General features: G+C 55.1%; 6 protein-coding genes. All 6 read left to right on the top strand.

Annotation, left to right across the window (positions count from 1 at the left end; all coding sequences use genetic code 11):
* Nucleotides 1–181: 181 nt before the first annotated feature.
* The 6 genes from B1728_RS12645 to B1728_RS12620 all read left to right on the top strand — a co-directional run bounded on the left by B1728_RS12645 (nucleotide 182) and on the right by B1728_RS12620 (nucleotide 14,839).
* Nucleotides 182–778: a nitroreductase family protein gene (locus B1728_RS12645; protein ID WP_256865337.1), complete on the top strand. Its 597-nt coding sequence runs from the start codon at nucleotides 182–184 to the stop codon at nucleotides 776–778.
* A gap of 205 nt (nucleotides 779–983) precedes the next feature.
* On the top strand, nucleotides 984–2,087 hold the full coding sequence (locus B1728_RS12640; RefSeq protein ID WP_079910560.1) for a rhamnogalacturonan acetylesterase: 1,104 nt from the start codon (nucleotides 984–986) through the stop codon (nucleotides 2,085–2,087).
* Nucleotides 2,088–2,413: 326 nt separating this feature from the next.
* Nucleotides 2,414–6,118, top strand: a complete 3,705-nt coding sequence (addB, locus tag B1728_RS12635; RefSeq protein WP_079910559.1) for a helicase-exonuclease AddAB subunit AddB — start codon at nucleotides 2,414–2,416, stop codon at nucleotides 6,116–6,118.
* Nucleotides 6,099–10,127: a helicase-exonuclease AddAB subunit AddA gene (addA, locus tag B1728_RS12630; protein ID WP_079910558.1), complete on the top strand. Its 4,029-nt coding sequence runs from the start codon at nucleotides 6,099–6,101 to the stop codon at nucleotides 10,125–10,127. Before addB ends, addA begins: the two co-directional genes overlap by 20 nt.
* Nucleotides 10,128–10,195: 68 nt before the next feature.
* A complete protein-coding gene (locus B1728_RS12625; protein ID WP_079910557.1) occupies nucleotides 10,196–11,359 on the top strand; it encodes an exonuclease SbcCD subunit D in 1,164 nt (387 codons plus the stop codon).
* 21 nt (nucleotides 11,360–11,380) lie between these two features.
* Nucleotides 11,381–14,839: an AAA family ATPase gene (locus B1728_RS12620; protein WP_079910556.1), complete on the top strand. Its 3,459-nt coding sequence runs from the start codon at nucleotides 11,381–11,383 to the stop codon at nucleotides 14,837–14,839.
* Nucleotides 14,840–14,904 lie beyond the last annotated feature (65 nt).

Below are 14,904 nucleotides of genomic sequence, written 5' to 3'. Positions count from 1 at the left end.
CAGGAGCTCTACCGTCCTGGATATCCGCTGTTTTTTGTTTAGCTAGGGGTGCAGCCGAATCAGGCTGTTAGTTGAAGCAAATGGGCTTGAAATTGAGGCTTGCCGAACTTATAATGGTAATGATAATTATTCTCAAATAAAAACTTGCTTTGGACCGGCACAGAAAAGGTGGGACTCGACAATGAATCAATTAATCGATATAAAGATGCCCTTATGGGAAGCTATTAAAGACCGTCGCAGCGTAGGTAAAGTGAAGCAGGACCCAGTAGATAAGCAGCTGATAGAGACTTTGCTGGAAGCTGCGAACTGGGCCCCTAGCCACCATGCTACGGAGCCATGGCGTTTCTTCGTCATGACGGGCGGAGGGAGACAGGCTCTGGCCGATGCGTATGCCGATATTGCGGCTGAAGCGGCTCCGCATGCTTCCGATGAGGAGCTGCAAGCATTGAGACGCAAGGCGGGAGATAAAGCCTTCCGGGCTCCCGTGGTGATTGCGATTGCCGTATCGCCTTCAACAGCACCGAAGGTCAATCGAATGGAGGAATTTGCCGCAGCGCATTCCGCGGTTCAGAACATGCTTTTGACTGCACATGCCCTTGGTCTCGGAGCTATATGGCGTTCAGGTGAGCCTGCTTACCATCCGAGAATGAAGCAGGCGTTCGGCTTGAACGAATCGGAGGCGGTCGTCGGATTGATCTATATCGGGTATCCCGATATGCAGCAGCTGCCGGGCAAACGAAAGCCCGCGGCTGATAAAACCGTGTGGATGACAGAGTAAATAAGTTCTCATTCACAAGACAAAGCTCCCTTTGGCTGGAAGCGGAAAAAGCTTTCTGCCGAGAGGGGCTTTTTTTGACATTCCTGCAGCTGTCTTATCTGCCAAACTGAGGTTTCAGATATTCATATGAGACTCAATAATTCACATTGATCTGCCCTCTGTCAGAGCTTACTATTATGGTAATAGCTGCAGGAGGGATGAAGAATTGAAGGTTCATTATCGATTTGTGCTTCATGAGGAAGAGACAAGCTCCGATTCGATTCCGCTTCAGGAATCGGCGGCTTACGATGCAGTTAAAGGCTACGGGTATGCAAGAGCGGTCAAGCCGTCTAAAAACGAGGATCTGAGGGATTCCTGGACAGGGGACTACTTTGCCAAGCCTGTACCAACGCTGCTCGTGGATGTTCCCTATGGAGCCTACAGGGTATCCGTAACCCTGGGGAGCCAGGAGGCACCTTCGTCGACGACCGTCAAGGCGGGATTAGGGAGACTCATGCTTGATAACGTTAGAACGGAATCCGGTCAAATCGAACGGTTGACGTTTGCAGTGCTAGTAGAGGATGGTCAGCTGAAGCTTGCGGTTTCGGGAGAGGCGCCAAGCGTAAGAGCGATCGAAATCGAAAGCGCGCCTCACCTGCCTACCTTATTTCTGGCTGGAGATTCTACAGTCACGGATCAGCCGTCCGGACAATATCCGTACGCCGGCTGGGGGCAAATGCTGGGCAAGTTTCTGGGCCCGGAAATCGCCATATCCAATCACGCGCGGTCCGGAAGAAGCTCCAAGAGCTTTATTACGGAAAACCGGCTGAATAACATTTGGAATAAAATAAAGCCCTCCGATTATTTGCTGATCCAGTTCGCGCACAATGACGAGAAGGACAATGAGGGCGGGACGAAGCCCTTTACCACATACCAGCAATATTTAAAGGAATATATAGATGGAGCCCGCGAGCGGGGAGCCTTCCCCGTACTGGTAGCGCCGATGCACAGACGTTTCTTTGAGGAAAATCACTGTATCCGCAACACCCATGGCGAGTACATTGAGGCGATGCGTCAGCTTGCCGTACGTGAGGGAGTTCCCTTTTTGGATTTAGCGGCCAAGAGCAAGCAATTATTCGAGCGGCTGGGTGAGGAAGCGACCAAGGAAATTTTTATGTGGGCCGACCCCGGAACATGGGCTAATCTGCCTGAGGGAGCTCAAGACAATACCCATTTTTGCGAATACGGCGGAATTGAAATAGCCCGGCTCGTTGTGGAGTGTATCCGGGAAGCCGGTGTATCCCCGCTGATGACGTATTTACGAACCTGATTCTCCGAATCATAGAAATGTTTAAACTCTGGAACCGGAACGCGTTTGCGCCCGGTTTTTTTGTATTATAGGCGATGAAGCGCCGTCTATCGCAAGGAGGGTCCGGTTACGACCAAAAGGCTTAAGCGAATGGGGTGTACTCCCGGGCGCATCTTTTTCAGTCACCATGGATAAGAACGAATGTTCTAAGTTCCCATGGTATGATATACTAATCCAAAACATCCCTTTCCCACGATTCTTTATTTTTTGGTAGAATAGTAGAGTTAGGGAGTTATTTACAGAGGTTGGATAAGCACAGGTTTTACCATCGTTGAGGGGGAAGCGATATGGCGATCCGTTTTGTTCTCGGGAGATCCGGAAGCGGAAAAAGCGACTATTGTTTGCGAAATATAAAAGAAAAGCTGATCGAAGCGCCGAGCGGGAGGCCGATCATTCTGCTGGTTCCGGAGCAGGCAACGTTTCAGGCGGAATATGCGCTGGTCTCTGCACCCGAGCTTGGAGGCACGCTTCGCGCCCAGGTGCTCAGCTTTAGAAGGCTGGCATGGCGCGTCATGCAGGAAGCGGGAGGGACGGCAAGGCTGCCAATAGACGAAACAGGCAAAAAGCTGCTTCTTCATAAAATTATACATAGGCAAAAAGACCGTTTGAAGCTGTTCTCCACTACAGCGGATCAAATGGGTTTCATAGAAAAAATAAACGACTTGTTCAAGGAATTCAAAAGGTACTGTGTGACGTCGGAAGGCTTGTCGCAATTCCTGGAGAGCCCTTCGATGCAAAATCAGACACTGTCAATGAAGGAAAAGCTGCACGATCTTCAGCTTCTATTCGGAGAGTTCGAGCAGGAGCTGTCACGAACCTACCTGGATGGCGAAGATTATTTGACGCTGCTCGCATCACAGCTGTCGCAATCCGAGTACGTGCGCGATGCCGAATGCTGGATCGACGGCTTCCACGGCTTCACTCCCCAGGAATTTGCAGTCATTGAAAGCTTGGCTTCCGTATGCAGTGAAGTGACAATGACACTTTGTCTTAATAGGGAGTACCGCCTTGGCGAGAAGCCTCATGATCTGGATTTGTTTCATCCGACGGCGAGAACCATGCTCCAGCTGCTGGAGAGGATGGATAGGCTGCAGATTCCCGTTCGGGAAAGCATCCTGCTGAATGCGAGTCCGCCGGTTCGTTTTATGGAAAATCCTATGCTGGCTTACATGGAGCAAGCTTTTGAGCATCGGGTGAAGAAGCCCTACAACAGTCCCTTTAAGTCTGCTGCGGAAGGCATTCGTCTGACCGCTGCCGTAAACCGCAGAGCGGAGGTTGAGGGGGCGGCGCGCGATATTCTTAAGCTGGTCCGGGAGGAAGGGGCTCGTTTCCGAGATATTACCGTAACCGTAAGGAACGCGGAAGTCTACGGAGACCTGTTGTCCTCTACATTCGCCGACTTCGGCATTCCTTATTTTTTCGATCAGAAGAGAACGGTTATGCACCATCCGCTGGTGGAGCTGATTCGTTCGTCGCTGGAGGTTATTCTCCATTATTGGAAGTATGATGCCGTATTCCGCTGCGTCAAAACGGATTTCTTTTTGCCGCTCGGCAATGACGATACGGGGATCCAGCTGGATCGCCATGCGATGGACCAGCTCGAGAATTATGTGCTGGCCTTCGGGATTCAAGGAGCGCGGTGGTTCGACGGCAAGCCGTGGACTTATTCGCTGCGCGCCAGTCTTGAGCAGCCGGAGGCAACTTCAAGTGAAGCCGAAGCGGCCTTTTTACATAAAATGAATGTTTGCCGCAGCAGGGTCGCCGAACCGCTGTATGCGTTTCAGGAACAAATGAAGCGCAGCCGGACGGTTCAGGAGAAGGTAAAAGCGCTCTATGAGCTGCTGGTTCAGCTTCAGGTGCCGCAAAGGCTAGAGAGCTGGAGCCAAAGAGCCATTCGCGACGGAAAGCCGGAAAAAGCCCGTGAGCACTCCCAAGTATGGGACCGGATCATCGACATGTTCGATCAGCTGGTAGAGCTTCTTGGGGAGGAAGAGGCGTCAACCGAGACGTTTGCAGCTCTTCTCGAAACGGGAATGGAAAGCATTAAGCTAGGGCTGGTGCCGCCGTCGCTCGATCAGGTTTTGATCGGAAGCATGGACCGGACGCGGACCGGGAACGTGAAGCATGTCTTTGTGCTTGGCGTCAATGAGGGCGTCATCCCGTCCAAAATGAAAGAAGACAGCGTGCTGAGCGAGCCCGAGAGGGAGAAGCTGACCGATCTCGGCTTACCGATGGCGGAGGGCAGCCGCAGAAAGCTGCTGGACGAGCAATTCCTTATTTATTGCTCCTTCTGTACGCCTTCCCAGTGCTTATGGCTCAGTTATCCGCTGGCCGATGAAGAAGGCAAGATGCTGCTTCCTTCCGAAATCATCCGGCATATGAAACGTATGTTCCCAGGGGTGAAGGAGCGATTGCTTATGAGCGAGCCTACGGCCGGCATGGGCTTAAATGAGCAGCTCGATTATATAGCGAGTCCCGGCAACGCCTTGTCCTATCTTATCGTCCAGCTGAAGCAGTGGATGAAAGGAGAGCCGATGCCGGAGCTTTGGTGGTCCGTATATAATTGGTTCGTCCGTCAGCCAGGCTGGGGAGCCCGTCTGGGCTTGACCCTGAAGTCGCTCCAGTACACGAATGAAGCGCTGCCTCTCAGTCCTGCAACGAGCCGTTTATTGTACGGCGAGCATGTGCTGACCAGCGTATCCAGAATGGAACGGTTCGTCGCCTGCCCCTTCTCTCAGTTCGCCTCACACGGTCTGCGTCTGCAGGAGAGGCGGATCTATCGCCTTCAAGCCCCGGATATCGGTCAGCTGTTCCATGCGGCGCTCAGCTTGTTTGCGGAGCAGGTGGCTCAGGATGGCGGGGACGGGGACTGGGGAAGTCTGACAGCCGAAGAATGCATGGTCAAAGCCGGCAGCGTGGTCGATTTGCTGGCTCCAAGACTGCAAAGCGAGATCCTGTTCAGCTCCAAGCGCAATCACTATATTGCACGCAAGCTGAAGCAAATTATCGGGCGTTCGGCCTGGATGCTCGGCGAGCATGCGAAATATGGACAATTCCAGCCTATTGGACTCGAAATCGGTTTTGGCTCGGACCAGGCCATTCCACCGCTTACATATCAGCTCGATAACGGGATCCGAATGGATGTGAGAGGACGTATTGACCGTGTGGATCGGGCGGATACGGAACAGGGTACGCTGCTGCGTGTAATTGATTATAAATCGAGTGCAACGGCGCTCCATCTGGCAGAGGTTTATTACGGCTTGTCGCTGCAGATGCTTACTTACCTGGATGTCATTATGACTCATGCCAAAGAATGGCTCGGAACGGAGGCCAAGCCTGCCGGAGTGCTGTATTTCCATGTACATAACCCGCTTCTCCAGACCCAGAACCGGATTTCAGCGGAGAGAGCGGAGGAAGAGATCCGCAAAAAGTTCAAGATGAGAGGGCTCATACGCGCAGATGCCGAAACGGCACGGCTGATGGATGCTGCACTGGCGGATTCCAGCGGCCATTCCCAGCTGATCCCCGTCGCACTCAAAAATGACGGCAGCTTCTACAAATCATCCTCGGTAGCGGACGACGCTCAATGGACTCTGATGCGCAATTATGTCCGTAAAACGATCAAGGACATAGGCTCTTCCATGACAGGCGGGAACGTAGGGATTCAGCCTTACCGTATGGGGGCGGAGGTCGCCTGCACGTTCTGCTCGTTTAGACCCGTATGCCAGTTCGATCCGCAGTTTGAGGCCAATGAGCACAGGGTGCTGCCGCCGATGGGCAAAGATCGTGCGCTGGATATGATGAAGGAGCGGATGGAAGCCGCGGAAGCTTCGCCGCAGGTCATTCCGTTCCGGCCGGCAAGGGCTCAGAAGAAGCAGAGCCCTTCACTCATAGCGATCACCGATGAGAATGCGTCCGAGCCGGATCTGCTGCAGACGGATGATACGATTGACCTGACGGGAGGAATAACGAATGATCAACAAGATACCTAAGCCGGAAGGAGCTTCATGGACGGATGACCAATGGGATGCGATTTCGATCCACGGTCATGACATGCTGGTGGCCGCCGCCGCCGGATCCGGTAAAACGGCTGTTCTGGTTGAACGCATTATTCGGCGGATCTCCAACGAGCAGGATCCGGTGGATGTGGACAGGCTGCTTGTTGCGACCTTTACGAATGCGGCGGCCGCCGAAATGAGGCATAGAATCAGTGAGGCGCTGGAAAAAACATTGGAACGTCATCCCGAATCGGATCATGTCCGCAAACAGCTGGCTCTGATCGGAAGAGCCTCCATCACTACGCTTCATTCCTTTTGTTTGGAGGTCATTCAGACTCATTACCAAAAGATTGCGCTCGATCCCGGATTCCGAATCGCCAACGAGACGGAGAGCGAATTGATGAGGCAGGATCTGATCGAGGAGCTGTTTGAGGAACGATACGAGGAGGCTTCCGAGGACAGTAACTTTTGGAGGCTTGCCGAATGGTTCAGCGGAGACAAGAGTGATGATGCCCTCTACAGATTGGTTCAGCGTCTATATGATGAATCGCGAAGCCATCCCAAGCCGTCGCAATGGCTTCAAGAGATGGCCTCGATGTTCGAAAGAACCGAAGGAACACCGAACCCATGGCTGCCAAGCTTGCTTGCTTCCGTCCGATTGGAGCTTGAAGGAATCGCATCTGTATTGAAGGAAGCAGTGCGCATTGCCGAACAGCCCGGGGGGCCCGCTCCTTATTTGCTTAATTTGAAGGAGGATCTGGAGGCTGTTGCTTATTTGCAGCAGGTGGCGGCCTATTCTTGGGAGCATTTGTATGATTCCTTCCAGGGAACCTCATTCGGCAAGCTGAAGCCTTGCAAGGGGGACCAGTACGATAAAGAGCTTCAAGAGCAGGTCAAGGAGCTCAGAAACAAAGCGAAGGACCAATTGTCGGGCATCGGGGCCGAGCTGTTCGGGCGGACTCCGGAGCAGTATGACGAGGAGCTCAGGATTATGGCTCCATTGATGCAAACACTCATAGAGCTGGTCATGGAGTTCGGGCGCAGGTACCAGCAGGAAAAAAAAGCCAAAGGGCTTGTCGATTTCGGTGATTTGGAGCATTACTGCCTGCAAATCTTATCGGAGGATGATGGGGAGTCCGAAGAGCTGAAGCCTTCACAGGTCGCACTCAGCTATCAGGAGCACTTCGTTGAAGTGCTGCTGGATGAATATCAGGATACGAACCGGGTACAGGAATCGATTGTAGCCTTGATATCGAGAACAGCCCCCGGGAATCGCTTTATGGTAGGCGATGTGAAGCAGAGCATTTACCGCTTTCGCCTGGCGGAGCCCGGATTGTTTCTCGAGAAATACAAGAGCTACCGGAACGATGGCACGGAGCCGGGGCAGCGCATCGATCTGGCGCAAAATTTCCGGAGCCGGCTGTCTGTCGTTCACGGAGTCAATTACATCTTCAAGCAGCTGATGGGCGAAACCGTCGGAGAAATTGCTTATGATGATAAAGCTGAGCTGAAGTACGGGGCTGCTTATTATCCGGAATGGGATACGGCCAGCAATGGACCGGAAGCCGCCGAATTGATTTTGATCGACCGTTCGGAGACGGAAGACAATAATACAGCAGCAGATGCTCCTTCCCAGGAAGGGAACGAGGCTGACGAGAGCACAGGAAGCGGGGAAGCCGCCGATCCGGCTCTGGAGGGTAAGGAGCTTGAAAACGTCCAGCTGGAGGCGCGTGCTATTGCCGCACAAATTCATAAGCTGCTCGGTACGAACGGAGAACAAGCCTTTCAGGTGTATGACAAAGCCACCGGCGGCAAACGAGACATTACCTATAGGGATATGGTGATTTTGCTCAGGGCGACCCAACAGTGGTCTCCGGTTCTCATTGAGGAGCTTCGGCAGCAGGGAATCCCGGCATATGCCGAATTAAATTCGGGATATTTCTCGGCAACGGAGGTAGAGGTGCTGCTGTCGCTGCTTAAGCTGGTTGATAATCCTTATCAGGACATCCCGCTGGCTGCAGTGCTTCGCTCTCCGATCGTCCAGCTCTCCACGGAGCAGCTGGCCCAGATAAGGATAGCCGGCAAATACTCGGCGTTTTACGATGCAGTCAGAGCCTATGGCAAGGCTCCCTCGGAGCTTATGGAGTCCGGTGAAGACGCAGTCTGCCAGGAGTATGAATCGGAGAATGAAGACAATACGATCGATGATGCAGCGTGGAAGGAAGTTGCAGCCGGCCGTTCTGGTGGTTGGGAACCGTTCGAAGTCTTGCCTGCCGGGACAGATGCCGAATCGGATGCCAGGGACAAGGTGCAGCGGTTTTTAAAGCGGCTTCGCTCCTGGAGGGAGGAGGCAAAGGAAGGCTCACTTTCTGATTTGATCTGGAATATCTACAGGGAAACCGGGTTTTATGATTTTGTCGGGGGCTTGCCGGGAGGGCAGCAGCGCCAGGCGAATTTGCGCGCGTTATATGACAGGGCCAGGCAGTATGAAGCCACTTCGTTCAGAGGCTTATTTCGTTTCTTGCGCTTTATCGAACGGATGAGGGACGGAGGCGGTGATCTGGGTACAGCCCGCGCTCTGGGTGAGCAGGAAGATGTAGTCCGGATCATGTCCATACATAAAAGTAAAGGTTTGGAGTTCCCCGTTGTATTTGTAGCCGGTATGGCCAAGCGGTTTAACCAAAGGGATCTGACGGATACGTTTATGGTGCATAAGGACCTGGGCTTCGGACCGAAATGGATGGATCTGGAAGCAAGAATCAGCTATCCAACCCTGCCATGGCTGGCGATTCGCAGAAAAATGCGGATGGAAATGCTTGCAGAGGAAATGCGAGTCTTGTATGTAGCGTTGACAAGAGCCCGTGAGAAGCTTTATCTGCTGGCAACCGTAAAAGGAACGGATAAGCTGCTTCAGAGCTGGGCTAATGTATTGGAGCATGACGAGCCATTATTGCCAGACGATATGGTAGCGCGGGCGAAATGCTATTTGGATTGGATCGGCCCCGCTTTAATGCGTCACCCTGATGGCAGACAGCTCAGGGATCAGGCGGGAGCCGGATATCGCCTACCCGCTTTCATGGAGGAGGAACCGTCCAAATGGCTGGTCCATTGGGTAAGACCCGATATGTTCACGGCTTTGGAGGAGGCGGCTGTAAGCTTTGAGCTGTCGGAGGAACGGAAGCAAGCTGTTTTCCTGCTGGAGCCTGTAACCGGGGAGGACGGGACCGAGTGCCTGTTTGAATCCCATATCGAAGAACGGCTGTCCTGGTCATATGAATTTGCCAAGTCCTCCTCGCTGCTGTCGAAAACATCCGTAACGGAATTAAAACGGCTTTCCGAGCATCACAAGCTGCTGGAGCTCGTATCTGAGGAAGCGCCTGCCGGAGTATCCGAAGTTCTGGGTCAGCAAGGGCCAAAAAGCGTGTATCAGCCTGCGATTGTGCGTCGTCCCCGGTTCATGGAGCAGTCGAAGCTGAATGCGGCCGAGAGAGGGACGGTATTCCACTCGGTTATGCAGCATATGCCGATCCATTTCACACCGTCGGTAGAGGTGGTTAAGGAAACTTTGGCGATGATGGTTCACAAGGAGCTGCTTACGGAGGCTCAAAAAGAGGTCGTTGACGCTGAAGTTATCGTCTCGTTCTTCCGTAGCGACCTTGGACAGCGTCTTTTGCAATCGAAGGCTGTGCACAGGGAGGTGCCGTTCAGCTACGGGCTGCCTGCAAGGGAAGTCTATAGCGGAACGGATGCGGCTTCCTCCGAAGAAACGATTCTGCTGCAAGGGGTTATTGATTGCGTGTTCGAGGAAGCGGACGGGCTCGTGCTTCTTGATTATAAAACAGACCGGTTAAAGGGCCAGGGAGAAAAATCGCTGCAGGCGGTTCGTGACCGCTATCGGCTTCAATTGGACTTGTACGCCCAGGCGATCTCCAGGATATGGAGAAGGCCGGTAACCGGGAAATATATCTTTTTGTTTGACGGGGCTCACATTTTGGAGTTGTAAAACCTTATGTGAGTTTGGACTTTGTTTAGGATACAGTCAGGCATACATGCCGGAAGGGAGGGGCTTCGATGCGGATATTGCATACGGCTGATTGGCATTTTGGACGGCAGCTGGAAGGAAGGAGCCGGTTGGAGGAGCAGGAAGCCTTCGTAGAGGAGCTGTCACAGCTGGTGAAGGATCAATCGATTGACCTGGTGCTGATCGCAGGCGACGTATATGATTCCGTCAATCCGCCGGCTGCGGCGGAGCAGTTGTTTTACGACGCGTTGGCCCGGCTGGCGGACAACGGCAACAGGCCAGTTGCCGTTATTGCAGGCAACCACGATCATCCGGACCGTTTGGCTGCGGCGGCCCCCTTGGCGCAAAAGCTGGGAGTTAGGCTCGCAGGGCTGCCTGAGGACCGGATCGAGCGTATTGATATTGCAAGAACAGGAGAACAGGCTTGCTTATTTTCATTGCCTTATCCTTCGGAATCGCGTCTTAAGGAGCTGCTGTCCGAACAGGTGGAGGAAGAGCTGCTGAGGGCAGCATACTCGGACCGGGTCAAATATATTGCGGCACAGCAGGCGAAGCATTACAGGAACGATACGGTCAATGTGCTGATGAGCCATATTTATGTCCTTGGCGGTGCGGAGAGCGAATCGGAACGGCCCATCCAGGTAGGAGGCGCCTATACGGTAGATACGGCGGCGCTGGCTGTCGGTGCGCAGTATGTCGCACTCGGTCATCTGCACAGACCGCAGACCATTAAAGCTCCATCGCTAATGCGGTACAGCGGATCGCCTTTGGCGTACAGCTTCTCGGAAGCGGGACAGGCCAAATCGGTCACGGTGCTGGACGTGAAGCCGGGTGAAGCGCCAAAGCTGGAGGAGCTGTTCTTGACCTGCGGCCGACCGCTAACGCGTTGGAGAGCGGAAGACGGCTTGGCTCAGGTGCATGCGTGGCTGGAGGAAGGAAAGGACGCGAGGGCCTGGATTGATCTGGAAATCCATATGTCCGAGGCGATGTCGATGGAGCAAATCCATTTGCTGCGCAAGGCTCACGAAGGGATTGTCAATATACGCCCGATCTATCCGGAGATGGAAGCGGCAGCGGCTTCTTCTGTTTCAATGCGCAGTATGCCGATGGATGAGTTGTTCCGCCGTTACTATGCGAGACAAACAGGCGGAGCCGAGCCGGAGGCTGAGCTGGTGAAGCTGTTTATGGAGCTGTTGGAGGCTCCGCAGGGATAAGACGAAAGGAGGTTAACATTTTTGAGGCCGATATACCTTCAAATGGCAGGCTTACAGAGCTACCGCGAGGTACAGGAGATTGATTTTACGGCGCTATGCGATGCGGGCGTATTCGGGATTTTCGGACCGACGGGAAGCGGCAAATCGACCATTCTCGATGCCATGACCTTGGCGTTGTTTGGCAAGGTGGAGAGGGCGGCGAACGGGACGCAGGGCATTATGAACCATGCGGAGCAGGCTCTCAGCGTCTCGTTTACGTTCGAGCTGGGGCATGCTTCCGGGGCGCAGCGCTACAGAGTAGACCGCCAATTCAAGAGAGGCGGGGAGGTTTCCGTTAACAATACCGTAAGCCGGCTTATCCGCTATCAGGATGGGGAGACGGTCGTCCTGGCGGATAAAGCGGGAGAAGTCAATCAGCAGGTCCAGGATATTTTGGGCTTGTCGATGCAGGACTTCACGAGAGCGGTTGTCCTTCCGCAAGGCAAATTTGCGGAGTTTCTCGCACTAAAGGGCAGCGAACGGAGACAAATGCTGCAGCGGTTGTTTCATCTGGAGCCGTATGGCGACCAGCTGAGCGCCAAGACAGCCGCCCGCTATAAGGAAACGGATATAGCGATCAAGGAGATCACCGCCGAGCAGCAGGGGCTCGGCGATGCGTCGCAGCCGGCGCTGGATGCCGCGGCGGCCGCGCTTGAAGCGGCAGCGCAGGCTGCACAGCGGCTGCGCGAGCAGCTTGCCGCCTGCGAGGCGCGCGCAGCCGAGCAGCGCCGCGTGCGCGAGCTGCAGCAGGAGCTCGCGGCCGTGCGCGTGCAGCGCGAGCAGCACGCCGCCCGCGCGCCGCACGTGCTCGCGCTGCAGGCGCAGCTCGCCCGCGCCGCGCAAGCGGAGCTCGCGCAGCCGTACGCGCGGCAGCGCGAGCAGGCGCTGGCGCGGCTGGCCCGCGAGCGCGACGCGGCTGCGGCCGCCGAAGCGGCGCTGCAGAGCGCGCAGGCCGCGCTGGAGCAAGCGCAGGCTGCGCTTGCCGCCGCGCGAGAGGCGCTCGCCGCGCAGGAGGCGCCGCTGCTGCTGCGGCTCGACAAGCTGCAGCAGGCGCAGGCGCTCGCGGCAGAGCTGAAGCAGCAGCGCGAAGCGCTCGCCAGGCTCGCTGCGCAGGATGCGCAGACGGAGGCCGCTCTTGCCGAAGCGCGCGAGCAGCTTCTGCGGGAGCAGGAGCTTCGCGACAAGGCCGTCAAGCGCCAAGCTGACCTGAAGGCGGAGCTTGCGCTGGTGGAGGTGCCGAGCGGGATCCGGGAGCGCCTGCAGGAGGCGCTGCAGGAGAAGCGGACGATCGAGCAATGGCGTCAGCAGCTTGAAGAGCAGCATGCGGAGCGCGAGCGCCACGAGGCCGGGCTGCAAGCTATCGGACAGGAGCAAGCTGAGTTACAAAGCAAAGAGAGCCAATGGGGACAAGACTTGTCTGCCTGGCTTCAGGATATGTCCGAGATCTACTCGGCAGTAAGCGGTCATGAGGATAGCCTGACCGGGATTACGGAGGCTATCCCGGGATGGATCGGCGATTTCAAGGCTGCGGGACGCGAAGCCGAGCTGAAAGCCATGGCGGCTGCATTAGCCGCCAAGCTGGAGACCGGAGATCCATGCCCGGTATGCGGTTCGACGCATCATCCGGCTCCCAATTCGCTTCACGAGCATGAAACGGAGACAGGCTCTGATACCGAGGCCGCGATTGCCCGGCTTGAGCACTTGCTGCTTCAAGCGAGGCAGCAGCAGCTGGCGGCAAGCCAGCTGAGTTTGAGCTTGAACCATGTCGTTCAGCAGTGGAGGTCCATGCTTCCGCAGCTGCAGGCGAATGAAACGTTGGCCGAAGCGGCTGCAGCCATCGAGGCATGGGAACTGCGATCCGAACGGGAACGGTCCTGCACGGTGGTCGATCGATCTGCGGCTGAGCAGCAGCTGAAGGAGGATTTTCAGCAGGCCGAGAACGGTCTGACGGAGGCTAACAAGCAATATCAGCTGCTGCAGAAGAGGCTTCAGGAGCTGCTGCAGCTCAGGGGAAGCCTGGATCGGATGAGCGGAGAGCTGCGTTCCAAGCAGCAGACCTTACATACACTGGCGGCTGGGGTCCGGCAAAAAACGGAGAAGCTCCAGCAAACCGTCAGCGAATTGACGGATTCATGGAAACGCAAGTTTTCCGATATCGATTATGAGCAAGTCGAAGCAGCTGCAGAGCGCCAACGCAAGAGCCTGCAGCAGGCGGAGGACATCCGCCAGCGGCTGGACAAGAGCGTAGGCTTTATAGACGAAAAGCTGCTTGCGATCAGCGGGATTCAGCAGCGAATGAACGAGCTGGACCGCCAGAGCGTTCAATGGAAGACGGAATGGAAAAGCGTCCATCAGCAGGTGGAGGAGAAAGCCGCTAAGCTGACGGAATGGGCAGGCAGCGGGGACATTCAATCCCAAATGGAGGCTGCTTCCAAGCAACTGGATGGACTAAGGCTTGCCAATGATTGGACGAAGCTGGAACATGAGTCGTCCCAGTTGGCCGGACAGCAAGCCGCACAAGCCTATGCAGCGGCCTGCAAGGCGGTCCAGAACGCGGCGGAGCAGGCGGAGCAAGCGGAGGAGGAGTGGAAGCGTCAAGGCGCTCTGCATAGCTTTGCTTCACCGGAGGAAGTCATCTCCGCATTAATTTCCGACGATAACAAGCAAGCCTGGAGCGCGGAGGTAGAAGCCTACAGCAAGCTGGAGCATCAGCTCAGGACTCAGGAAGCCCAATTGGCCGGGCTGCTGGCCGGACGCAGCATTACAGAGGAGCAGTGGGCAGCGATGGAGTCCGAGCTTGCCGAATGCAAGCGGCTCGATGAAGCAGCGCTTCAGGCTAAGGCAAAGGCAGAACGGGACTGGGAATCGATCCAAGCCAAGCACGCAAGGTGGAGCGAGCTGGAATCCAGGCGGTTGGTCAAGCAGAGCGAGCTGACGCTGCTCAGCAAGCTGCAGTCGGTGCTGCGGGGTAATGCCTTCGTCGAATTTTTGGCTGAAGAGCAGCTGATGCAGGTAAGCCGTGCGGCATCCGAGCGTCTGGGACAGCTCACACGGCAAAAGTATGCCATTGAAGTCGATTCCTCCGGCGGCTTTATCATTCGGGACGACTCTAATGGAGGCGTGAAGAGACCGGTTTCCACGTTATCTGGCGGAGAAACCTTCCTCACATCGTTATCGTTAGCCCTGGCCTTATCTGCACAAATCCAGCTGAAGGGGCAATATCCTCTGGAATTTTTCTTCCTCGACGAAGGATTCGGCACGTTGGATCAGGATTTGCTGGAGACGGTCATTGTTGCGCTGGAGAAGCTGCATTACGATAAGCTGACGGTAGGGGTCATCAGCCACGTTCCCGAGCTTCGTGCCCGTCTACCGCGCCGGCTGGTCGTACAGCCTGCTGAGCCCGGAGGCAAAGGAAGCAGCGTCTATTTAGAAACCTTATAGGCATTTATACGTAAATAGATTCATTATGGATAAAATCGACGGTCCACTCGCAGCCGGTTACAGGC

The sequence above is a fragment of the Paenibacillus sp. 32352 genome (assembly GCF_002042965.1).
Lineage (GTDB): Bacteria > Bacillota > Bacilli > Paenibacillales > NBRC-103111 > Paenibacillus_S > Paenibacillus_S vulneris.
The sequence above is the reverse complement of the archived record's forward strand: the minus strand, read 5'-3'. Positions and strand labels throughout refer to the sequence as shown.